This window comes from Stenotrophomonas sp. GQ19 (assembly GCF_059758695.1).
In genome coordinates this window covers 155,180-178,015 of sequence record NZ_JCAXES010000002.1, presented here as the reverse complement: position 1 = coordinate 178,015, position 22,836 = coordinate 155,180, and the positions used below count along the sequence as shown (strand labels likewise).

The 22,836-nt window shown below is 69.7% G+C and carries 14 protein-coding genes; 8 read left to right on the top strand and 6 right to left on the bottom strand.

What is annotated here, in order from left to right; translation table 11 throughout:
- Positions 1-65: 65 nt before the first annotated feature.
- The 4 genes from AC6CHL_RS04885 (at position 66) to AC6CHL_RS04870 (ending at position 14,128) form a co-directional block, all read left to right on the top strand.
- On the top strand, positions 66-3,629 hold the full coding sequence (locus AC6CHL_RS04885; RefSeq protein WP_498293608.1) for a hybrid sensor histidine kinase/response regulator: 3,564 nt from the start codon (positions 66-68) through the stop codon (positions 3,627-3,629).
- 159 nt (positions 3,630-3,788) lie between these two features.
- The gene (locus AC6CHL_RS04880; protein WP_498293606.1) at positions 3,789-7,286 is read left to right on the top strand and encodes an ATP-binding protein; all 3,498 of its coding nucleotides are present in this window, start codon (positions 3,789-3,791) and stop codon (positions 7,284-7,286) included.
- Between the two features lie 23 nt (positions 7,287-7,309).
- Complete coding sequence (locus AC6CHL_RS04875; protein WP_498293605.1) at positions 7,310-10,477, top strand: hybrid sensor histidine kinase/response regulator; 3,168 nt, start codon at positions 7,310-7,312, stop codon at positions 10,475-10,477.
- A gap of 120 nt (positions 10,478-10,597) precedes the next feature.
- The gene (locus AC6CHL_RS04870; protein ID WP_498293603.1) at positions 10,598-14,128 is read left to right on the top strand and encodes a hybrid sensor histidine kinase/response regulator; all 3,531 of its coding nucleotides are present in this window, start codon (positions 10,598-10,600) and stop codon (positions 14,126-14,128) included.
- Positions 14,129-14,329: 201 nt separating this feature from the next.
- On the opposite strand, the gene mdtD is transcribed toward AC6CHL_RS04870, so the two are convergent.
- The 5 genes from mdtD to AC6CHL_RS04845 all read right to left on the bottom strand — a co-directional run bounded on the left by mdtD (position 14,330) and on the right by AC6CHL_RS04845 (position 19,543).
- Positions 14,330-15,733 carry a multidrug transporter subunit MdtD gene (mdtD, locus tag AC6CHL_RS04865; protein WP_141057596.1) on the bottom strand — a complete coding sequence of 468 codons (1,404 nt, stop codon included), beginning with the start codon at positions 15,731-15,733 and terminating at the stop codon, positions 14,330-14,332.
- Between the two features lie 700 nt (positions 15,734-16,433).
- Positions 16,434-17,507 (bottom strand): uroporphyrinogen decarboxylase, encoded by a 1,074-nt coding sequence (gene hemE, locus AC6CHL_RS04860; RefSeq protein WP_038686889.1) that lies wholly within the window; start codon positions 17,505-17,507, stop codon positions 16,434-16,436.
- Between the two features lie 63 nt (positions 17,508-17,570).
- Positions 17,571-17,822, bottom strand: coding sequence for a WGR domain-containing protein (locus tag AC6CHL_RS04855; protein WP_038686891.1), 252 nt, complete (start codon positions 17,820-17,822; stop codon positions 17,571-17,573).
- Positions 17,823-17,894: 72 nt separating this feature from the next.
- On the bottom strand, positions 17,895-19,004 hold the full coding sequence (gene aroB / locus AC6CHL_RS04850) for a 3-dehydroquinate synthase (RefSeq protein WP_498293600.1): 1,110 nt from the start codon (positions 19,002-19,004) through the stop codon (positions 17,895-17,897).
- Positions 19,001-19,543 (bottom strand): shikimate kinase, encoded by a 543-nt coding sequence (locus AC6CHL_RS04845; RefSeq protein ID WP_498293598.1) that lies wholly within the window; start codon positions 19,541-19,543, stop codon positions 19,001-19,003. Before AC6CHL_RS04845 ends, aroB begins: the two co-directional genes overlap by 4 nt.
- Before the next feature lie 95 nt (positions 19,544-19,638).
- Between AC6CHL_RS04845 and AC6CHL_RS04840 the strand changes: the two genes are divergently transcribed.
- Positions 19,639-19,842, top strand: a complete 204-nt coding sequence (locus tag AC6CHL_RS04840; protein WP_038686896.1) for a dodecin family protein — start codon at positions 19,639-19,641, stop codon at positions 19,840-19,842.
- A gap of 45 nt (positions 19,843-19,887) precedes the next feature.
- Here the strand turns inward: AC6CHL_RS04840 and AC6CHL_RS04835 are convergent, their stop codons facing one another.
- Positions 19,888-20,718: a kinase gene (locus AC6CHL_RS04835; RefSeq protein ID WP_038686898.1), complete on the bottom strand. Its 831-nt coding sequence runs from the start codon at positions 20,716-20,718 to the stop codon at positions 19,888-19,890.
- A 41-nt stretch (positions 20,719-20,759) separates the two neighbouring features.
- On the opposite strand from AC6CHL_RS04835, the gene pdxH reads away from it, so the two are divergent.
- From pdxH to AC6CHL_RS04820, 3 genes are all read left to right on the top strand, one after another.
- A complete protein-coding gene (gene pdxH / locus AC6CHL_RS04830; RefSeq protein WP_038686900.1) occupies positions 20,760-21,359 on the top strand; it encodes a pyridoxamine 5'-phosphate oxidase in 600 nt (199 codons plus the stop codon).
- A gap of 98 nt (positions 21,360-21,457) precedes the next feature.
- Positions 21,458-21,919, top strand: a complete 462-nt coding sequence (locus tag AC6CHL_RS04825; protein ID WP_498293596.1) for a DoxX family protein — start codon at positions 21,458-21,460, stop codon at positions 21,917-21,919.
- Positions 21,920-21,994: 75 nt separating this feature from the next.
- Positions 21,995-22,831: an ankyrin repeat domain-containing protein gene (locus AC6CHL_RS04820; RefSeq protein WP_498293594.1), complete on the top strand. Its 837-nt coding sequence runs from the start codon at positions 21,995-21,997 to the stop codon at positions 22,829-22,831.
- The last annotated feature ends 5 nt before the right edge of the window (positions 22,832-22,836 follow it).

Below are 22,836 nucleotides of genomic sequence, written 5' to 3'. Positions count from 1 at the left end.
GGCAGTTGACGCCCGCGCGCGGGCGCAGGGGCTGTGGGACAATCAGCGGCTACAGGGAGATCTGGATGGCGATGGGAACGCGTGGCTGCTGCGCGGGCATCGTGCTGCTGGTACTGGCACTGTGCCTGGTGCCGGCGGCGGCATGGGCCGCAGAAACAACGGCTGGATCATCGGCAGAAACGCCGCGCATGCGTCGCCTCGGCGCTGCCGACGGCATGCCGTCGCGCATGGTGTTGGCGCTGGCACAGGATCGCCAGGGCTACATATGGGCAGCCACCGACGACGGCCTGGCACGCGTGGATGGCGTGGGCCTGCGGGTCTGGCGGCACGACCCGGCCGACCCCGGCTCGATTCCCGGCAACGAGGTGGAAACCCTGCTGGTGGACCCCATGGACCGCGTGTGGGTGGGGGTGAACGGCGTCGGCCTGAGCATGTTGGCCCCCGGGCGTGCGGCGTTCCAGCATTTCACCGACCTCAATGCCCGCTGCGATGGCCAGTTCTGGTCGCTGGCCTATGCGGCCAAGTCGCTGTGGATCGGCACCAACCGGCACGGCATCTGCCGGCGGGGCGAAGACGGCAGCCTGGTGCAGTACCACGCCGATCCCAACGATCCCACCAGCCTGCCCGATGACACCATTTACACGATGCTGGCCGACCCGAAGGGGCATGTGTGGGTGGGCACCGGTAGTGGCGTGGCCCGCTGGGACGGACAGCGCTTCCATCGCATCGCACCGGCATTGCTGGGCGGCAAGAGCGTGTTCCGCCTGACCCGCGAACCCGATGGCACCGTGTGGGCCGGCACCGAAGGCGGCCTGTTCCGCATTGATGCCGATGGCAGCGTGCGCAAGGCGCCGTGGACGCTCAGCGCCGATGTGCGTGCGGCCACCGTCATCCATGACCGCAACGGCGGCTATTGGCTGGGAACGGCCGATGGCCTGTACCGCGGCGACGCGGCCGGCATGCACCTGCTGGCCGGCGACGCCGGTAGCGGTTTCCTGACCGCGCGCAGTGGCGTGCTGGACATGTTGCAGGACCACGAAGGCGGACTGTGGGTGGCCATGCTGACCCAGGGGCTGGCCTACCTGCCGCCGGGGTGGAAGCGCTTTTCCACCTGGTACCAGCTGGATGGGAAGCCGCTGGACAGTGTCTACCTGCTGAGCGCCGCCGCGGCCGGCAATGATTTCTACATCGGCGGTGCGCACGGCATCTACCAGCTGGACGCGCAGGGCACGCTGCGCCAGATCGCCGACGATACGCAGGTGGGCGTGGGCGCCATCTGGTCGGTGCTGCCGCGCGCCGATGGCGCGCTGTGGATCGGTCGGGGCGGGCGGCTGGGCCTGTACCAGCCACGTACCGGCCAGTTGCGCGAGTGGAAGATCGGCGGCGGTTCGGATGTACGTCAGCGCATCGATCTGATCCGCCAGGCACCCAACGGTGAGCTGTGGCTGTCGGTCATGAGCCTGGGCATCCAGCGACGCGATGCGCAGGGCAACCTGCTGGACACCATCCGCATTGAAGAAGGCCGCGGGCTGACCGAGAACCCGGTCGAGCAGATGCTGTTCGACCCGCGCGGGCAGCTCTGGATCATGGGCGACATGGGCCTGCTGCGCTGGAACGAGGACCGCTTCGAGCAGGTCCCGGGCATCTCCCGGGGCAGCATCTACGACATCACCTGGACCAGTCCCGGCGACGTCTGGCTGGCGCGCAACGGCGCGCTGGAGCGGTACAGCTGGGACGGCCTGAGCATGACCCTGCGCGAGCGCGTGGGTGCTGCGCAGGGTTTGCCGGCGGTATCGATGGGCGGGGTGGTCACCGGCCGTCAGGGCCAGGTCTGGGCCACCACGCCGCGCGGGCTGGTGCGCTGGGATGGCGCGCAGCGCCGGTTGCGCGTCTACGGTGAGCGCGACGGGCTGCCCGACGTGGAATTCAGTGGCCGGCCGCCGGTGCGTGCGGCCAACGGGCGGATGCTGGCAGTGACCGCGACGGGGCTGGTCGGCTTCGACCCGGATGCCGCCGATGTGCCGCTGCCGCCCTCGCAGCTGGTGATCGACAACGTGCAGGTACGCCGCGACGACGCCGAAGGCCAGCAGTCGCTGCCACCGGATGCGCCGATCGTGCTGGGGCCGCAGGACCGCGACCTGATCATCACCGCACGGCTGTTGTCCTTCGCCAATCCGCAGGGCAACCGCTATCGCTACCGCGTGTCCGGCTACGACCAGAACTGGGTGATGCAGGCAGCCGATGGCGAACGCCTGCTGTCGCGCCTGCCCTCCGGCCACTATGCCATCGACGTGCAGGCGGCCACGCCGCAGGGGCAGTGGACGCCCTCGCGTACGCTGAGCGTGGAAGTGCTGCCGCCCTGGTGGCGCAGCAGCTGGGCGATTCTGGGCTATCTGCTGCTGTGGCTGCTGCTGGTGGCCGTGGTGGTGTACGTGGCACGCGTGCGCCTGCGCCGTCGCCAGCAATGGCAGCTGACCGTGCACAAGCAGCAGATCGCGGAGCAGGCATCGCAGGCCAAGAGCCAGTTCCTGGCCACGCTGGGCCACGAAGTGCGCACGCCGATGACCGGCGTGCTGGGCATGAGCGAACTGCTGCTGGCCACGCCGCTGGATGAACTGCAGCGTGGCTATGCGGCCTCGATCCAGCATGCCGGCACGCACCTGCTGCGGCTGGTCAACGATGCGCTGGACCTGGCCCGTATCGAAGCCGGTCGCCTGGAACTGGACATCCGTCCGTTCGACCTGATGTCGATGCTGGCCCAGGTGCAGGCGCTGATGGAGCCGATGGCGCATCACCGTGGCCTGGCGTTCGAGCGCAGTTTCAATCTGCCCGGCCCGATCCTGGTCAGTGGCGACGAAATGCGCGTGCGGCAGATCCTGATGAACCTGCTGGGCAATGCGATCAAATTCACCGAGCGCGGGCACGTAAGCCTGGGCGCCGAGCTGATCGATGGCGGCATGGGCATCATTTTCGAGGTCGCCGACACCGGGCCGGGCATCAACACCGATCAGCAGCAGCGCCTGTTCCATCGCTTCGAACAGGCCGATGGCCCGCGTACCGCATCGCGCTATGGCGGAAGCGGGCTGGGCCTGGCGATCTGCCAGGAACTGGCGGTGGCGATGGGTGGGCGTATCGACATCGACAGCCGGCTTGGCCATGGCGCACGGTTCAGCGTGCAGCTGCCGCTGCCGTGGACGCAGCAGCAGGGCAACGTCGCCAGCCACGCGTCGGACGCCGCGCGGATCCAGTTGCCGCCCTTGCGACTGCTGCTGGTGGAAGACGACCCGACCGTGGCCGATGTGATTGCCGGCCTGCTGCAGGCGCGTGGCCACGAGGTGGTGCACGTGCTGCACGGATTGGCCGCGTTGTCGGAAGTGGCTGCGGGCCGCTTCGATGCGGGGCTGCTTGATCTGGACCTGCCGGCGCTGGACGGCATCGCCATCGCGGGCCAGCTCCGTGCCATGGGCTATGAGTTGCCGCTGATCGCCGTCACGGCACGGTCGGATGCCTACGCCGAACAGCAGGTGCTGGAGGGCGGTTTCGACGGCTTCCTGCGCAAGCCGGTGACCGGTGACCTGCTCATCGATGCCATTGCCAAGGCGCGTGCACTGCGTCAGCGAGAGAGCTGAGCGCTGCTCGTGATTCATCGCATCAGTCGATAGTCGGCATTCGATCCAATCTGGAATTCTCCAGAATGTGATCCCGCGCCGAGGCGGGGGCTGTGTTCCTGCTGTCGCCGCTCTATCGTTCCCGCGATGACTTGGTTGCCGTTCGATTGACAGGTGCGTTTGAGCAGGACAAGGCGGCGCATCGGCAGCCGCTGGCTGATAGCACTGGTGCTCGGGTGCTGGCCATGGGCCCTGCTGGCGGCCGTGCTCGATCTGCCATGGCCCCGGCAGCTGGGGGTCATCGATGGCCTGCCCACCACCGGCATCCACGCCATGGCCGAAGATGCCACCGGCTATCTGTGGATGGCCAGCAGCGAGGGACTGCTGCGCTTCGACGGGCGGCGGTCGCGGGTGTGGGGGGACGAACACGGGTTGCACGACACCACCTTGCGCGCGCTGCATGTCGATGCCGCCGACGGGGTATGGGTTGGCACCGTCTCGCAGGGGCTGTTGATGCTGGGAGGCGACCGTCGCCGCTTCGAGCGCGCCGGTACACAGATGCCGTGGGCCGTGCGTAGCGGCACCATCCACGGCATTGCGGGCGGTGGTGGCAGCACGCTATGGGTGATCGGGTCGGATCATCGTCTCTACATGCTGCCGGCGCTGGATGCGCGCTGGCAGGTGGTGGATGCCGCGGCGGATACCGTCACCGCCCTGGCCATCGACCACGCCGGGCGTCTGTGGGTGGGAACGTCGCAGGGACTGCGTCGCTTCGCCGACGGCCGCCTGCAGCGGGCCGGTACCCCCCCGGCTGCTGACGGTCCCATACAGGCCGTGTGGCCCGATCCCCAAGGCGGCATCCATGCCAGCAACGGAGTGCGCACATGGCGGGAAGCCGTGGGCCGGACGTCCGGCACCGCGCCGGGGGCCGGGCGACCGCTGCTGCGCAGCGCCGATGGCGCCTTGTGGACTCAGCGCGGCACGGGCCTGTACCTCACGCGCGGAACCCACACCCAGCGCGTTCCCCTCAGGCCCCTGCAGGGGCCGTCAACGCGCGCGGTGGAGATCGACGCGGCGGTGCAGGACCGGCATGGCGACATCTGGTTCCTGAGCAGGGCGCATGGCGTGTGGCGCTTGCCTGCACGGTGGCGTGAGTTCACCGCGTTGCCGATGGCGGGCGATGGGCTGCCCGGCATTCGCAGCCACGATGCGCTGGCCATTGCCGGGGCGGCGGATGGTCGGCTGTGGGTGGCGGGCAGCCAGGGCAGGCTGCAGCGCATTGACCTGCGCACCGGTGCGAGCAGCGATCATCTTGACCTGCCCCATGCAGGCCCCGGCGCGCAGCCGGTGGGCATGGCAGAGGACCCGCAGCGGCGTCTCTGGATCGCCAGCGCCGGGCAGCTGACGCGTTACGATCCTGCACGCGGCGAGGTGCGCCGGTGGTCGCTGGGCTGGCCATCGACCGACGCCGCCCTGCATCTGCAGGTCTGCCCGGATGGCACGGTGTGGTTGGCCGATAGCAGGCATATCCAGCAATGGTCGGCGCAGGGCCGGCAACAGCTGGCGCAACCGCCGGACACCCTCGGCCTGAGCGCGTCGATGTCGCGCCGGCAGCTGTTGTGCAGCCGCGACGGTGTGCTGTGGGCGACCGATCGCGACGGGCTCAAGACCTGGGATGCCCCCCGTGGCCGCTTCGTGGCCGCCGAACGCACGGGCGCTGCAGTGGCGGCCATTGCCGAGGCCGACGATGGAAGCCTCTGGCTCAGCCGCCAGGACGCAGTGGAACAGCATCGCTGGGATGGACGCGCGCTGCAGCGGCTGCGCCGGTTCGATGGCGCGCAGGGCTACCCGCTGCTGCGCGCCGAGGCACTGGTGGTGGATGGTCAGGGCGTGGTGTGGGCCGGTGCCGCGCGCGGCATGGTGCGGCTGGACCCGGCGCGCGGTGGGGTGCGCGTGCTGGGCAGCGCCGAGGGCCTGCCGGTGCAGGAGATTCTTGCGCACCGGCTGGTACGGCTTGGCACCGGGGCGCTGGCCGCCGCCGTGCGCGAGGGCGGACTGCTGCTGATCGACCCGGCGGCCGTGGTCGAGCGTGGCCCGCCGCCGGTATTGGTGGTCAACGCGGTGCGCGTCGAGCGCAATGGCACCCCGGTGACCGTGCGCGCCGATGCGGCGAACGTGGCATTGGCCAGCAGCGACCGCAACATTCAGATCGCGGTCAATCTGCTGGGCGCGGGCGATGCCGATCGCATCCAGCATCGGTTCCGACTGGACGGGCACGACCCGGACTGGGTGGAGACCGGGCCGGTTGCGCTGCGCACTTTCGCGCGCCTACCGCCGGGCGAGCACCGCGTGGAGATACAGGCACGGCATGGCGAAGGGACGTGGTCGGCGCCTTCCGAACGGCTGCTGCAGGTCGCGCCGGGGTGGTGGGAGACCGCCGCAGGCAAGGGTGTAGTACTGATGTTGGTGACCCTGGTGGTGGTCCTGCTGGGCCGGCTGGTCACATGCGTGTTGCGGCAGCGGGCCGCCCTGCGCGAGGCGCGCGTGCAGCGCTGCCTGGCCGAGCAGGCGTCGGCGCGCCGCACGCGGTTCCTGGGGCGTCTTGGCAGGCGCATCCGCATCCCGATGACGATCATCGCCGGCTGGAGCGAACTGCTGCTGCAAGGACCGCTCTCGCCGCCACAGCAGGCACGCGCCGACAGCCTGCGCCGCGCAGGCCTGCACCTGGTGCAACTGGTGGACGACGCCCTGGACCTGGCCAGCATCGAAGCCGGGCGCCTGCAGCTGGACCACGTGGCGTTTTCGCCGGTCGCCCTGCTGCACGACCTGCACGCGCTGATGGCGCCGGTGGCCGATGCAAAGGGCGTGCGGCTGCACTGGAGCAGCCACCTGGATCCGCAGCGATGGCTGCTGGGCGACCCGCGGCGGTTGCGTCAGATACTGCTCAACCTGGTCGGCAATGCGCTGAAGTTCACCGCGCAGGGAAGCGTCGAGGTATCGGTGCAACCGGGTGCGGGAGGGCAGGGCCTGCAGCTGGTGGTGGCCGACACGGGACCGGGCATGACCGCAGCCCAGGTGCAGCGGTTGTTCCAGCGCTTCGAACAGGCCGATGGGGCCGCGACGATGGCGCGCCACGGCGGCAGTGGCCTGGGGTTGGCGATCAGCCGCGAACTGGCCCAGGCGATGGGGGGCGATATCACGGTCGACAGCCGGCCGGGGCTCGGCACCCGGTTCGAGGTGCAGGTGCCGCTGGCAACCACATCACCCCCGACAATCGCGCCTGCCACGGACGCGGTGACCGGTGAGGCGGTGCTGGTTGGCATGTCGGTCCTGTTGGTGTTGCCGGATCCGGACATCGCCGAGGTCGTTGCGGCGCTCTTGCGCGCGCAGGGGTGTCGGGTGGCCGTGGGGTGTGATGATCCGAGGGCCGTGCCCGGCGTACCGGACGCACCGTGGCAGCTGCTGGCAACCGATCCGGATCTGCGGGTCGGCGATGTATTGGCCGGCGCGTGGCTGGCGCGGCGCTGGCCCGGGGTGCCGCGACTGGCGTTGACCGCGCGTGCCGATGCTGATGCAGAACGCGATGCGATGGCGGCTGGCTACGCTGCGTTTGTCCGGCTGCCCCTGGGCGATGCCGCCCTGCGTGCGGCCCTGCTGCAGTGCCGGGCAGGACGATGACGTGCCGGTTGGCATGCCGGTGCATGGCCCTGTTGCTGCTGGCATTGTTCGCATCGGCCGCAGCGGCGCGCTTGCCCGAGGCAGCCCGTTTCACTACCGCCGATGGCCTGCCTTCCAATGCCGTGCACCAGGTTGTCCAGGATCGGCAGGGGTACCTGTGGTTCGCCACCGACGATGGGCTCGCGCGTTTTGATGGACGCCAGTTCCGCCTCTGGCGCCGCGAGCAGGGATTGGCCGACAACGCGCTGCTCAGTCTGGCCGTAGACGCCCAGGACCAGCTCTGGATGGGCACCGGCTATGGCACGCTGATGCGGATGTCGGCCGATCGCAGCAGGATCGACGGGTTTGGTGGCGACAGCCACCCGGCCCTGGCCGGGGTGCCGATCAGCGCGGTGCTGCCCGACGCAGAAGGCGGGGTGTGGTTCGGTACCCGTGGCGCGGGACTGTTCCGGCTGGACCGGCAACAGCGTATCCGCCAGTTCCTGCCGACCCTGCGCGATGACGGGGTGCCGGCGGGCGATGTCGGGTACTTGTTGGCCGATGACCGTGGCGTGCTGTGGATAGGTACATCGCACGGGTTGGCCTGTTGGCAGGCCGGGCGCTTCCATCGGCCGCCCGATCCCCGCCTGGCCCAGGCGTCGGTCACCGGACTGCATCAGGACACCGCAGGCGTGGTGTGGGCCAGCACGGCGGTGGGCCAGTGGCATGGCACCGCGTGCAGCACGTTGCAGGCCGCACCGGTGCCTGCACCGCGCCGGTTGTTGGGCATCGGTTCCGATGGGGCGCACTGGCTGGCCGAAGCCGACCGGATCTGGCGCCAGCCAGTGGACGGCGCGGCTGCAACGCCGGTGTCGCTCGCCGCGGCCGGGCGCGGCGCACCGCCCAGCCTGCGGGCGGTCTTCGAGGATCGGGATGGGGGCGTCTGGCTGCTGGGACGCCACCTGGGCATGTGGCGCCTGCTGCCGCGCTGGTCCCGGTTCACGCGGCAGCAGGCGCCCGCGCGTCGGTTGGGGCTGGACGGATTTTTGCCCGAATCGGCCCGGGTAAGTGAGGAACTGGCCTGCGACAACGCACGCTATTGGCGCATCCACAACGGCATGCTGGAGGGCCGTGGACCGGCGCGGCGCCGCCAGGTGCGCTGGCCGCTTCAGGGGGCTGGGCAGGCACCGCTGCGCGGGCCGGTGTCGCTGCACTGCGCCGGCGACGGTGGCGTGTGGCTGGGCAGCCGCGATGGGCTGATGCGTTGGAACGGCGCGCAACTGCACCCGGTCGCCGGTGCACCCGCAGCGATCAGTGCATTGCACGTTGCCGCCGATGGGCACTTGTGGGTGGCCAGCACCGGCGCCCTGCAACGTTACCAGTGGCAGCAGGGACGCCTGCTGCGCAACCTGCGCCTGGACGACCGCGATGGCATGCCGGAACAGGCGGTGCATGCACTGGCCACCGACGCCGACGGCGTGCTGTGGGGGGTGTCCCACCATGGCCTGTTGCGGGTTGCAGCCCCTTGGCGTGAGGTGCACATCTACACGCGCGACGACGGCATCCCACCCGCCCTGCTGAAGGCCCGCCTGCAGGCGCAGGGTCGGCAGATGCTGGCCATCGATGCCGACGGCGCGATCGCGTTCGATCCCGCCCTGCTGGCGCGCCCGGCCACGCCATCGGCGCTGGTGATCGAACGGGTGCAGCTGCGTCGCGACCAGCGCCTGCTCACGCTGCCCCCGGCGGCGTCGCTGCAGCTGCATGAAGGGGATCGTGAGATCCAGATCACCGCCAGGGTGCTGTCGGCCCAGCTCGACCCGGGCCAGCAGTATCGCTTCCGGCTGCGCGATGGCACACGTGGATGGCGCCGAACCCGCAGCCGTGGGACGGTGGAGTTTCCGACGCTGGCGCCGGGTCGGCATGCGCTGGATTACCAGGAGCGCAGCGGCGAGGGCCGTTGGTCGGCCGTGCAGACCCTGGTGCTCAACGTGCAGCCCGATGGCTGGCCGCACCGGCAGCCGTCGGTTGTGCACGCCGCCAGCGTGGTCGCGTTGCTGGGGCTGTTGGCCTGGCTGGGCGGGCGGAGTCTGGCGCGTTCGCGCGCGCGCCGCGCCGCGGAGCAGCGGCACGCATGGGCGCAGCAGTCGGCGCAGGCCAAGGCGCATTACCTGGCCACGTTCGGGCACGAAGTACGCACGCCATTGACCGGCGTACTGGGGATGACCGAGCTGCTGCTGGCCTCGCCGCTGGACGCGCAGCAACGGCAGCGACTGCAACGGATCGATCGGGGCGGTCGGCAGTTGCTGGCGATCGTGAACCAGGCGCTGGACGACGCCCGCATGGATGCAGGCCGGTTGCCACTGCAGTGCAGCGACGTCGATCTGGCCACGCTGCTGCAGCGCTGGCGGCAGTCCGCGCAGCTGGACCTGTGCGCGCGTGGCAGCAGCCTGGCGGCGTGCGTGGACCTGCCCGGCGCGGCGCCCGTGCATACCGACCCGGCGCGCGTGCAGCAGGTGCTGCAGCGGGTAGTGGATGTGATGGTGCAGACGCTGGGCGCGTGCAGGATGTCGTTCCGTGCCAGCTGGCTGCCAGGCCGCAGCGGCCTGCTGGTGGATATCGACGCGGTCGCCACGTCAGCAGCGCCGCTGCCGTCAGGGACGTTGTCCAGCGACGCGTTGGAGTCCGCACAGGCCGGCGCGCACGCCTTGGGTGGATGCGTGCGGCTGGTCAGCGCCGGGGGCGGGTCGGGTGGGCGCGTGCTGCTGAGCCTGCCGATGGTGACGGGCGCGGAATGCGCCACCTGCATACCGGCCCCGTCCGGGGTGGCCGCGGACACGGCGGCGATACGCCACGGTGAGCGGGTTCTGCTGGTCGAAGACGAGCCTCTGGTGGCCGACGTGCACGCCGGCCTGCTGGCGGCAGGCGGCGCGCAGGTGGTGACCGCCGCGCATGCCCTGGCCGCGTTGGGCGAACTGGCGGTGGCGCCATTCGATGTGGTGCTGCTGGACCTGGACCTGCCCGGCGTGGACGGGTGGCAACTGCTGGACATGCTGGCCGCACAGGGATGCCCGGTGCCGGTTGTGGTCCTGACCGCGCGCCGTGACACCGACCTTGCCCGACGGTCGGCGGCGGCCGGCGCGGCAGGATGGCTGCACAAGCCGGCCAGCGGCGAGCAGTTGCTGGCGGCGGTGCGTGCGGCGCGGCAGGCCTGAGCGGATCGTCGCCGCGTAGCGAACCGTTTACCATGCGGACTGGCCCAGGATCGGCGCGCCGGCAGCAACGCGCGCCCGTAGCCCCTGGGGTGCATCCATGGACGATGGGGAGATCCACCAGTGGTGTCATTGCGTTGGCTGCTCCTGATCGGGATTGCATGGCTGTGGCCGACCTTCGGCCAGGCCCAGCCCGTGCCGCCAACGCCACGCCAGCTGACCGTGTTCGATGGACTGCCGTCCAACACGGTCAACCGCATGGCCGAAGATGGCTACGGCTACCTGTGGATCGCCACCAACGACGGGCTGGCCCGCTACGACGGGCGCAACTACCGGGTCTGGCGCGCCGAGGATGGCCTGCGCGACAACCACGTGTGGAGCGTGCATGTGGATGCCCGCAACCAGCTGTGGATCGGCACCGAGAATGCCGGCCTGGCGATGATGTCGGCCGACCGCCGCGAACTGCGCTTCTTCGACCGCGCCAGCCACCCGCAGATCGGCAGCAACACCATCTGGTCGATTACCTCCACCGCCGATGGCACCGTGTGGTTCGGGACTTACGAAGGCGGCCTGCACCGCCTGGACCGTGACGGCAAGGTCACCCGTTTCATGCCCGAGCGCGGCAATCCGCGCAGCCTGCCCGCCGCGTCGGTGACCCAGCTGGCCACCACCCGCGATGGCAGCCTGTGGGTGGGCACGCAGGCCGGCCTGGCACGTTGGACCGGCACGGATTTCGAACGGGTATCCACCCGCGATGTGCCGGCGCAGGTGATCAACGGCTTGACCGCCGAGATCGATGGCAGCCTCTGGATCGGCACCAATACCGGCGTGTTGGTGCGGCGGCCGGACGGGCGCTTCGAACCGGCACCGTGGAAGGTGGCGGCCGGCGACCAGGTGCTGGGCATGATGCTGCGCGACGAGCAGGGCGGCTACTGGCTCGATACCCGGTCCGGGCTGGGGCGCGCCTACGACAACCAGTTCCAGCAGGTGCCGCTGTACAGCGCGGTGGCGCGTGGCCAGGTACGCCCGAACTGGACCGGCGCCTATGAAGACCGCGAAGGCGGGATCTGGCTGGCCAGCATCAACGGCGGGTTGTGGCACCTGTTGCCGCGCTGGTGGCAGTTCTCGGTGCTGTCGCGCCTGGAGGACGATCCGGGGTCGCTGCGCAATGGTTACGTGCTGGGCACGTCCGCCGCCGCCGACGGCGGGGTATGGGCGGTGGGAACGCACGGGGCGCTGGACAAGTTCGATCCGGTCAGCGGCCGTGTGACGCAGCATCGGAGGGGGGTGGACGGGACGCAGTGGCTGCAATCGGTACAGGAAGATCCCCGCGGCCAGGTCTGGATCGGCTCGGCGTCGGCCTTGCTGCGCTATGACCCCCAGGATGCATCGATCCGCCGCTGGGGGCACGATGCTGCCGTTGACGCGGCGATGGAGGGCCAGCTGGAATCGTTGGCGGTCTGCGACGGCCAACGCCTGTGGAGCGCTGCGTCGACCGGGTTGCAGCAGCGCGACCTGGACGGTCGCGTGCTGCACCGGGTGCCGGCCGGGCATGCCGGGCTCGCGGCCGGGCAACTGGCCCTGGACCTGCTGTGCGGACCGGACGATACGCTGTGGGTGGCCACCAACCAGGGCCTGCTGCAGTGGATGCCGGGCCGTTCACGGTTTGAACCCGTGCCGGGTGGTCCAGCGGCGGCGATCCACGCGCTGGCGCGCGCCGACGATGACAGCGTGTGGCTGTCCGAAGAAGGGCGGCTGAGCCAGTACCGGTGGCAGGATGGACGGCTGTTGCTGCAGGCGGTCATCGGCGGTGGCGCGGGCTATCCGGAAGTGTCGGCAACCGGGCTGGTGGTCGATGCGCAGGGCGTGGTCTGGGCCGCCAGCGCACGTGGCCTGATCCGGGTCGACCCGCAGATGGGCAACGTGCGCCTGTATGGCGTGCACGATGGCCTGCCCAGCCAGGAGTTCCGTCGCAGCACGCTGAGCCGCACCGCCAGTGGCCGCATCGTTGGCGGCACGCCGGCCGGCGTGGTGGTGTTCGACCCGCGCCAGGTGCGGCCGTCCAACCGGCGTGCGCCGCTGGTGATCGAACGGGTCGAGGTGCGTCGCGGCGACCGCGTCGCCGACCTGACCCACCTGACCCCGCTGGAGGTCGCTGACGCCGACCGCGATCTGCGCATCGTGGCGCGTCTGTTGTCGTTCGCCGATTCGTCGTCCAACAGCTACCGCTACCGGCTGGCCGGCTACGACCCGGACTGGGTGGAAGTGGGGCCGGCCGGCGAGCGCGTGTTCTCGCGGTTGCCACCGGGCCGCTATCGGCTGGAGGTGCAGGCGCGTTCGGCCGACCAGGTGTGGTCGCGGGTGCAGTCGCTGGAATTCCGGGTGATGCCGCCGTGGTGGCGGAGCATGTCCGGGCTGCTGGTACTGACCTCGATGACGCTGCTGTTGATGAGCCTGATTGCGTGGTTGTACCGTCGCCGGTTGCAGCGTCGGCATGCCTACCAGCTGGCCTTGCAGAAGCAGGAACTGGCCGAGCAGGCATCAGCGGCCAAGACCCGCTTCCTGGCCAACCTGGGGCATGAGGTGCGCACGCCGATGACCGGCGTGCTGGGCATGAGCGAGCTGCTGCTGGGGTCGTCGCTGGACCCGCAGCAGCGCAGTTGGACCGCGTCCATCCGGCATGCCGGCGAGCATCTACTGCATCTGGTGAACGATGCGCTGGACCTGGCCCGCATCGAGTCCGGGCGGCTGCAGCTGCAGTCGCAGCCGTTCGACGTCCACAACGTGGTGAGCGATGTCTGCACGCTGATGGCCGCGCTTGCCGAGCAGAAGCACGTGCGTTTCGTGGTGGACAACCAGTTGCCACCGGGCCTGGCCAGCGTGGGCGATGCGGTGCGGGTGCGGCAGATCCTGCTCAACCTGCTGGGCAATGCGGTGAAGTTCACCACGCATGGCGAGGTGCGGCTGAAGGCAACCACGCTGTCGTCCGAGCGTGGCCTGCATTTCGAGGTCTCCGACACCGGGCCGGGCATCAGCGCCGACCAGCAGCAGCGCCTGTTCCGGCGTTTCGAGCAGGCCGACGGGGCGCGCACGGCGGCGCAGTACGGCGGCAGCGGGCTGGGCCTGGCGATCTGCCGCGAGCTGGCATTGGCGATGCAGGGCCAGATCGGGGTGGAGAGCCAGCTGGGCGTGGGCACGCGCTTCAGCGTGAGCCTGCCGCTGCCGCTGCACATCGCCGCGCTGCCGGCTGGCGGCGAGCCGGGCAGTGAGAGCCTGCGCCTGCCGCCGCTGCGCATTCTGCTGGTGGAGGACGATGCAACGGTGGCCAGTGTGATCACCGGTCTGCTGGGCGCGCGCGGGCATGACATGGTCCATGCCGAACATGCGCTGGCTGCGTTGCGCGAGGTCAGCGGGACGCCGTTCGACGTGGCGCTGCTGGACCTGGACCTGCCGGGTCTGGGCGGCATCGAGTTGGCCGGGCACCTGCACAACCAGGGCTACGAGATGCCGATGATCGCGGTGACGGCGCGTACCGACCCGGGGATCGAGCAGCAGGTGCACGAGGCCGGTTTCAGCGGCTTCCTGCGCAAGCCGGTGACCGGCGACCTGCTGGTGGAGGCGATCGCGCGGGCGCTGCGGCAACCGCGCGGGTAGCAGCGCACCGTTGCTGCGCTGGGTGGTCATCGGACGAACCAGGGTAGCGGCGCACCGTTGGTGCGCTGGTGGGTCATCGGACGAACCAGGGTAGCAGCGCACCGTTGGTGCGCTGGCCTTTCATCGGACCAACGGGCGCGGTGGGTAAACGCGTTTTTTAAAGGTCATCGGACCAACGGTCCGATGCTACCCGGAGGTCGCCTATTCGGCGACCTCCTCCACATCGCGCGGCGATGGGCGGGTGTCGGGCAGCTGCCAGAAGATGAGCGTGGAGGTCAGGGTGATGGCGCCGACGCAGACGAACGTGGCGTGCAGGGCGGCAGTGGCGCCATGCAGCTGGTCCAGGTGCGCGAAGGCGGCCAGCAGGCTGCCGGCGGCGGCGGCGCCGAAGCCGGTGGCGAGCATCATCACCATGGAGAGCAGGCTGTTGCCGGCACTGGCGAAGTCGCGGTCGAGGTCGCGCAGGGTGACAGTGTTCATGACGGTGAACTGCAGGGAATTGACGGCGCCGAACAGGGCCAGCTGGATGACGCGTACCCACAGCGGCTGGCCGGGGGTCATGAAGATGAAACTGGCCATGGCCAGGCCGACCAGCACGGTGTTGACCATCAGCACGCGGCGATAGCCGAAGCGCTCGACAAGTTTGACCGCGTAGCGTTTGGCCAGCATGCCGGCGGCGGCGACGGGGATCATGAGCAGGCCGGCATTCATCGGGCTCATGCCCATGCCGACCTGCAGCAGCAGGGGGATCAGCAGCGGCATGGCGCTGCTGCCGATGCGCGAGAACAGGTTGCCGAGGATGCCGATGCGGTAGCTGGGCACGTGGAAGAGGGCCAGCGAGAACAGCGGGGCGGTGGAATTGGCGGCGTGCAGCCAGTAGCCGACGAGGGCGGCCAGGCCGGCGACGGTCATGAGCATGACCAGGGCGTGCGGGGTGGCCATGCCGGAGATGCCGTCGAGTGCGAGCGACAGGACGATCATGCCGAAGGCGAGCATGAGGTAGCCGGCGATGTCGAAGCGGGTGCGGTGTTCGGCGTAGTGGTCGGGCATGACGTTCGTGGCGGCGATGTAGCCGATGACGCCGATGGGGAGGTTGATCAGGAAGACCCAGTGCCAGGAGGCCACTTCGACCAGCCAGCCGCCGAGGGTGGGGCCGATGAGGGGGCCGATGAGGGCGGGGATGGCGATGAAGCTCATGGCGCGGAGGAATTCTTCGCGCGAGACGGATCGCATGACGGCGAGGCGGCCGACGGGGAGCAGCATGGCGCCGCCGATGCCCTGCAGGACGCGGGCGCCGACGAGTTGGTGGAGGGTTTGGGCCAGGGCGCAGGCGAGCGAGCCGAGGGTGAACAGGATGATGGCGACGAGGAAGGTGCGCCGGGTGCCGAAGCGGTCGGCGATCCAGCCGGAGGCGGGGATGAAGGTGGCGACGGCGAGGGCGTAGCTGAAGACGACCGACTGCATCTGCAGGGGGCTTTCGCCGAGGCTGCGGGCCATGGCGGGGAGGGCGGTGTTGACGATGGTGGAATCCAGCATCTGCATGAAGATCGCCAGCGATACGAGCCACAACAGGGGCCGGATCGAGGCGTAGCTGCTGGTCGTCATCGTGGGGGCCTTCATCAACGAGGCGCACATGATCGCCGATGTGGGATCAGGGTGTGGTCAAGATGTGGTTGTGGACTGGATTGGCAAAGTTTTTCAGAAGCTGGAGCCAGAGCCAGAGCCAGAGCTCGAGCCGAAGCCGAAGCCGGAGCCGGAGCCGGAGCGCTTGGTGTGGTGGCGACCTGGCTGGGCTGGCGTGGGTGGGTTGGCGGGACACGCCGTAAACCCATCCATGGGGGCTCGTGAGCGCCATCCATGGCGCCCAACGGTCCCGCCAACCCACCCACGCCAGCCCCCGACACTTTGTCGGTGTGCATGGCGACAGCGGTAGAGCCACGCCATGCGGGACTGCTGTTGTTGCCGGTGCTGCGTAACCACATACCGGGTGGCCCTACCGGTTGCGGGATGGTTGGTGTGACCGTCGGTTGCGATGTGGTTGGTGTGACCGCCGGTGTTTGGGGGTAGAGCCGACCGTTGGTCGGCTGCCCTCCACGCCGATCGATCAACGCTTACATCAACCGATGCACGGGTTCGCGTGGCTGCTGTTCTTTCCGGCCCTACGTGTAGCCACCCATGGGGTGGCTCTACCGGTTGCGGTGTGGTTGGGCGTGACCGCCGGTTCGGATGTGGTTGGGTGTGACCGGCGACGGGGTGTTTGGGGGGTAGAGCCGACCGTTGGTCGGCTGCCCTCCGCGCGGATGGATCAGCGCTTGCTCAACCGGTGCACGGCCTCGACCAGCACGCCCACGTGTTCGGGGTTCATGTCCGGGGACATGCCGTGCCCCAGGTTGAACACGTGGCCTTCGCGGGAGCCGCCGTTGCCGTCGGCGTAGCTGTCGAGCACGCGGGCGGCGGCGCGTTCGATGGCTGCGGGGTTGCCGTACAGGGTGGCGGGATCCAGGTTGCCCTGCAGGGCGACGCGGCCGCCGGTGCGGGCGAGCGCGTCGGACAGATCGAGGGTCCAGTCCACGCCGAGGGCGTCGGCGCCGGTGTCGGCCAGCGCGCCCAGGTGCAGGCCGGTGCCCTTGCCGAACAGGATCAGCGGGGTGCGCTGGTCGCCTTGGCCGCGTTCGAGTTCCTGGGCGATGCGGGTCAGGTATCGCAGCGAGAATTCGCGGTACATGCCGGGGCTGAGCACGCCGCCCCAGGTGTCGAAGACCTGCAGTACCTGCGCGCCGGCGGCGCGCTGGGCGGCCAGGTAGGCGATGACCGCGTCGGTGACCACCGACAGCAACTGGTGCAGGGCGGCCGGTTCGTTCAGGGCCATGGCCTTGATGCGGGCAAAGTCCTTGCTGCCGCCGCCTTCAACCATGTAGCAGGCCAGGGTCCACGGGCTGCCGGAGAAGCCGATCAGCGGCACGCTGCCGTCCAGTTCGCGGCGGATCACGCGGACCGCGTCCATGACGTAGCGCAGTTCGGTTTCCATGTCCGGCACGGCCAGTTTGGCGATGGCGGCGGTGTCGCGTACCGGGTGACGGAACTTGGGGCCTTCGCCATCGACGAAGTACAGCTCCAGGCCCATCGCGTCGGGAATGGTGAGGATGTCCGAGAACAGGATCGCCGCATCCAGGTCGAAGCGACGCAGCGGCTGCAGGGTCACTTCGCAGGCGATGTCGGGGTTCTTGGCCATGGCCAGGAAGCTGCCGGCCTTGGCGCGGGTGGCGCGGTATTCGGGCAGGTAGCGGCCGGCCTGGCGCATCAGCCAGACGGGGGTGCAGTCCACCGGTTCGCGGCGCAGGGCGCGCAGCAGGCGATCATGGCGGGAGGGGCTGGTCACGTAACGCTTCCTTGGACTCTGGTGGCACGGGGCCGGGATGAAAGAGCGGGGCCGAGCCGGCGCTCAGCGCGGCGCGGTGCCGCTGGTGTAGGTGATCTGGTAGCCACGTTGCAGGTGGATGTCGCGCGTCTTCTCGAAGGCGCGCTGGGCCGGCTCGGCCTCCGCGAACACCTCGCACCGCAACCGCGCGCGACCGCCAACCACGCCCGATTCGTGCAGCAGTTCCCAGCTGCCGAACAGGTCCGGCTGCAGGGTCAGCTGGAGGTAGCGGGCCGGTTCAGTGCCGCCGGGGTGGTGCTGCAGGAAGACGCGCATGGCCGCGATTGTAGCCGTGAACGCCGGGGCAGGCCGTGGCGACCCACCCCACCTGCGGCCAACGGTCGCAGGTCAGTGGGCGACCAGCACGCGCAGCACGTCGGCTTCGTCGACATCGGCCACCACTTCGGCGCGGCCGATGCCCCGCCACAGCACCAGGCGCAGGCGCCCGGCGATGTTCTTCTTGTCCAGGCGCATGCGCGCCAGCAACGCCTCGGGGGCCAGCCCAGCGGGAATCTCCACCGGCAGTTCGTAGCGCAGCAGCAGGTCGCGCAGCTGCGCGGTGTCGGCCTCGCTGCTCATGCCCAGCTGGGCCGACAGGCGCGCCGCCAGCACCATGCCCACCGCGACCGCTTCGCCGTGGTTGAGGTTGTCGTTGCCGGGCGCGCCATAGCCCTGTTCGGTTTCGATTGCATGGCCGAAAGTGTGGCCGAGGTTGAGCAGGGCGCGTTCGCCCTTCTCATGCGGGTCGCGGGCCACGATCTCGGCCTTGTGCTCGCAGCTGCGCGCGATCGCCTGGGCCAGCGCGGTATCGTCGCCAGCCAGCAGCGCGGTGTGTTCGGCCTGCAGCCACTGGAAGAACAGCGGGTCGCGGATGGCGCCGTACTTGATCACCTCGGCCAGCCCGGCGCGCAGTTCGCGCGGGGGCAGGGTGCGCAGCGCGGCCGTGTCGGCGATCACCGCGCGCGGCGGGTGGAACGCGCCGACCAGGTTCTTGCCTTCGGGGATGTCCACAGCCGTTTTGCCGCCCACCGAGGAGTCGACCATCGCCAGCAGCGAGGTGGGCAGCTGTACGCAGTCGACGCCGCGCATCCAGCAGGCGGCCGCGAAGCCGGCCAGGTCGCCGGCAACGCCGCCACCCAGGGCCAGCACGCAGGCATCGCGGGTTGCGCCGAGGGCGGCCAAGGCGGTGATGGCTGCGCCGAAGTTGGCCAGGGTCTTGGACGCTTCACCGGCCGGCAGCACCAGCTCGCCGACCCGCAGGTCCGGGCGTGCGGCCAGCAGCGCTGCTTTCACGCCGGCCAGGTACAGCGGGGCCACCGAGGAATCGCTGAGCAGCAGCACGTGGCGGCCGCGCACGTGGCGGGCAAGCAGGTCACCCTGGCCCAGCAGGCCGGGGCCGATATGGATGGTGTAGGGCGTGTCGCCGCCGACGGCGACGGTACGGGGGGCGGGGGTCATGCAAGTGGGTCCTGTCGCTGCCATTGGGCGGCCAGCCGCAGCACGAGCTGCGCGGTGGCCTCGGCGGGGGTGTAGAGGTCGGTATCCAGGGCCAGGTCGGCCAATGCGCGGTACAGCGGGTCGCGCAGCGCCGCCATCTCGTGCAGCACCTGCTCGCGGTCCGGGCGCTGCAGCAGCGGCCGGGTGCGGTCGCGGGCCAGCCGTTCCAGCTGCCCGCCCACGCTGACCCGCAGGTACACCACGAAACCACGTTCGGCGATGATGGCGCGGTTGTCGGGGTCCAGCACGGCGCCGCCGCCGGTGGAGACCAGCTGGTTGCGCCCGCGCAGCAGGGTCTGCAGCGCCTGGCGTTCGTACTGGCGGAAGCCGGCCTCGCCGGAGTGCTCGAAGATCGCCGGGATGCTGGCCCCGGCGGCGTCCACGATGGCCTGGTCGGCGTCCACGAAGTCCAGCGTGAAGCGCTCGGCCAGGCGGCGCCCGATGCAGGTTTTGCCGGCGCCCATCGGGCCAATCAGGATCAGGTTCGGAGCAGGGTTCATTACCCCCGATCCTAACATTTCCGTGCCGTGGCCTTTACGCGCCGGCCCCCATGGTGGGGGCTGCGGAATGTCCCGCAGGCAGCCGGAGCGTGCCCATGTCAGTGGCCAAAATCATCGAGATCAATGCGTCCTCCAAGACCAGCGTCGAAGACGCGGTGCGCAGCGGGCTGAAGAAGGTGTCCGAAACGGTCAAGGGCATCCAGGGCGCATGGATCAACGAAACCAAGGTGGTCACCGACGGGGAGGGCAACATCACCGAATGGCGGGTCAACCTGCGGGTGACCTTCGTGGTGGGCTGAGAAAAACGGTGGCCGCCCGGTCGATTTGACCGGGATCGGCGCCGCCTACACGGGCGCCGTGACGACCTGCCGCTGCTCGTCCAGCGCGATGACCCGGTCGGCCAGCCCCGGCAGGGTGCGCAACGCCTGGCGGCTGACCCGTTCGTAGTACTGCACGAACCGCTCCAGCTGGGCGCGGCTCATGCTGCTGCGTTCCGGCTGGGCAGCCTGCAGGTTCTGTTCCTGTTGCCAGCGCCAGCGCGGCACCACCGCGAAGTCCGGCGGCTGCAGGAACCAGAGGCGGTCGCAGCGCTGCCACAGCGCGGGGTAGTGCGCGGCCAACGCCTGGTTGCACCACTGCCGCCAGCGTCCGTCGGCGTCGGCGTCGCGCTCCAACGCGTTCAAGGGCGGCTGCAGGTCGGCTTCGGGCTGGGCAGGCGTGCCCAGGAACCAGCCTTCGAACACCAGCAGGTCCAGCGGGCCGCTCACGCGCGGCCATTCGGCCTGCGCCACGCGTTCGTCGGCCAGCTTGTCGAACCGTGGCAATGCCACCGGCTGGCGTGCCGCGATGGCGTCCAGCGTGGCATGCGCCAGTGGCAGGTCGTGCGTGCCCGGCGGGCCGCGGGTAAGCAACAGCGGATGGACTTGGCGGGCCAGGCGTTGGCGTTGACTGCGGGTCAGGTAGAAATCGTCGATGGACAGGGCCGCTGCGCGCAGTCCGCGCTGTTCGGCCAGCGCCACCACCTGGGCTGCCAGCGTCGATTTGCCGCTGCCCTGCAGCCCGCTGATCGCCAATACTGGCACTTCCGTGCCCGCTGCCAGCGCATCTTCCAGTGCCTGGGCGACCAGTGCATCGGGAAATCCTTTGTTGCGGGGCATGTACGCGGTAGCAGGCATGCGGTGACAATAAACCCAAATCGAATGGCAAGAAACCAACCATGACCGATCTGTATACCGAAGCGTTGTCCACCTTTGCCGCGCTGTTCGAGGAGGCCAAGCACAGCGCGGAAATCGAACCCAATGCGATGACCGTGGCGACAGCCGACACCAGCGGCCAGCCGTCGGCACGCACCGTGCTGCTGAAGGCCTTCGACGCGCGTGGGTTCGTGTTCTATACCCATCTGGACAGCCACAAGGGCCGCGAGTTGCGCAGCAACCCGCGCGCGGCCCTGCTGTTCCTGTGGCGCAGCCTGCGCGAGGCGGGCATCCAGGTGCGGATCGAAGGCCGTGTCGAACAGGTGGACGATGCCGAAGCCGACGCCTACTTCGCCTCGCGCCCGCGCATGAGCCAGATCGGCGCATGGGCCTCGCTGCAATCCAAAACGCTGGCATCGCGCGAGGAGTTCGACGCGCGGGTAGCCACCACCGAAGCCAGCTTCGCCGACCGCGAGGTGCCACGCCCGGAGGGCTGGAGCGGGCTGCGCGTGGTCCCGCAGCGGATCGAGTTCTGGTACGGCGCGCAGTTCCGGCTGCACGAGCGCTGGTGCTATGAGGTCGATCACGACGGGCAGTGGAACAAGCGGTTGCTGTTCCCGTAAGGGCGCGTCCATCGGAAACTGCGCGCGGCACGCGGGGGGGGGAAACCGCCGGTTAGGATCGGGGCGGACGACACTGTCTGCCCTGGAACCGCGCTGTCATGCCCATTTCTGCCCTGCCTGTCGAGACCCGTATCCCCGCCTCGCTGTTGTTGCTGCTGTCGCGCATCGTCGCGGGCACCATGTTCGCCGTATCGGGATGGAACAAGCTGTTCACCGACGACGGCAGGGATCGCATGCTGGCCACACTCGCCGAGGCGGGTATCCCGTGGCCGGCGGCCAGTGCCCCTGCAGTGGCGATGGTGGAATGGGTGCTCGGCACCACCTTGGTGCTCGGCGTGTTGCCGCGCCTTTCGGCCGCGGCGCTGATGATGATCTGCGCGGTAGCGGCCTTCACCGACGGTATCGGACGTATTCCGGCGGGCCTGGGACCCCTGGATTGGTTGAGCTGGTTCCTGTATCTGCCGGAGGTGCCACTGGGCGTCGCCCTGGCGTGGGTGTGCGTGCTGGGCGCGGGGCGTTATGCGCTGTGGACGGGACGCGGCGCTTCGCCCATGGCATGAACGGTGGCGCGCAGCGCCCGCGATGCGGGCTCCTGCATACTTGCGGAGACATCCACCCACACACGGATCTGCCGCATGACCATCGCACCCGCTTCTTCGCCGGCCATCGATCTCTGCGCGGCCGCCCTTGCGGCCGACGTGGCAGCAGTGCAGGCCGGCCTTGCGGCGGGCGCCGACGTCAGCGCAGAAAACGCCCATGGCTTCACTGCGCTGGAATGTGCGGCACGCGCGACCCATGACACCCCGGCCGACCAGCACCTGCAGGTACTGCGCCTGCTCATCGATGCAGGAAGCCCGCTGGAACACCTCGGCGGCGGTGGGCGGACCGCGCTGTACCTGGCCGCTGAATTTGCGCTGGCGTGCGCGCCGGTGCAGATGCTGCTCGACGCCGGTGCGAACCCGGCGGTGCGCGACGGCGGCGGCAACCATATCGTCGTCAACGCGATGATGCTGGAGGTACAGGCGCTGCTGTCTGCGGTGACCGGCTTTCCCATTCCGGTGCAGGCTGAGCCCCGGCCGCCGCAGAAGATGCGGGCCGCCGACTGGCGCGCCGCCCACGCGAAGATCACGGCGGTGTTCGCCGGTCTTGAGGCCGAGGGCATCGTCACCGCGCAGGACATTGGCCTGACCCAGGACGATGGCTTCGCCGACACCGCCCAGCAGTTCATCGAACGCGGCGGTATGGACGCCGGCCTGGTGGGTCTGTGCTTCTACACCCGCCAGGATCTCAACCGCGCCAAGCGCAGCAGCGATCTCAGCCTGGGCTTCTGGGCCGGGCCGGAGGGCGCCAGCGCCGCCATGGAACAGGTGGGGTGCAGGATCGTGGATGCCTTCAGTGCGGCGGGGCTGGCGGTGGACTGGGATGGCTCGGCAGCGCAGCGGCCCACGGTGAACCTGCGCGGCGTGGCGTAAGCGCG

Coding starts and splice junctions, on each gene's coding strand:
- AC6CHL_RS04840 (WP_038686896.1), top strand. CDS start 19,639: ATGTCAGTGGCCAAAATCATCGAGATCAATGCGTCCTCCAAGACCAGC.
- pdxH (WP_038686900.1), top strand. CDS start 20,760: ATGACCGATCTGTATACCGAAGCGTTGTCCACCTTTGCCGCGCTGTTC.
- AC6CHL_RS04845 (WP_498293598.1), bottom strand. CDS start 19,543: ATGAACCCTGCTCCGAACCTGATCCTGATTGGCCCGATGGGCGCCGGC.
- AC6CHL_RS04820 (WP_498293594.1), top strand. CDS start 21,995: ATGACCATCGCACCCGCTTCTTCGCCGGCCATCGATCTCTGCGCGGCC.
- AC6CHL_RS04875 (WP_498293605.1), top strand. CDS start 7,310: ATGGCCCTGTTGCTGCTGGCATTGTTCGCATCGGCCGCAGCGGCGCGC.
- mdtD (WP_141057596.1), bottom strand. CDS start 15,733: ATGACGACCAGCAGCTACGCCTCGATCCGGCCCCTGTTGTGGCTCGTA.
- AC6CHL_RS04835 (WP_038686898.1), bottom strand. CDS start 20,718: ATGCCTGCTACCGCGTACATGCCCCGCAACAAAGGATTTCCCGATGCA.
- AC6CHL_RS04825 (WP_498293596.1), top strand. CDS start 21,458: ATGCCCATTTCTGCCCTGCCTGTCGAGACCCGTATCCCCGCCTCGCTG.
- aroB (WP_498293600.1), bottom strand. CDS start 19,004: ATGACCCCCGCCCCCCGTACCGTCGCCGTCGGCGGCGACACGCCCTAC.
- AC6CHL_RS04885 (WP_498293608.1), top strand. CDS start 66: ATGGCGATGGGAACGCGTGGCTGCTGCGCGGGCATCGTGCTGCTGGTA.
- AC6CHL_RS04855 (WP_038686891.1), bottom strand. CDS start 17,822: ATGCGCGTCTTCCTGCAGCACCACCCCGGCGGCACTGAACCGGCCCGC.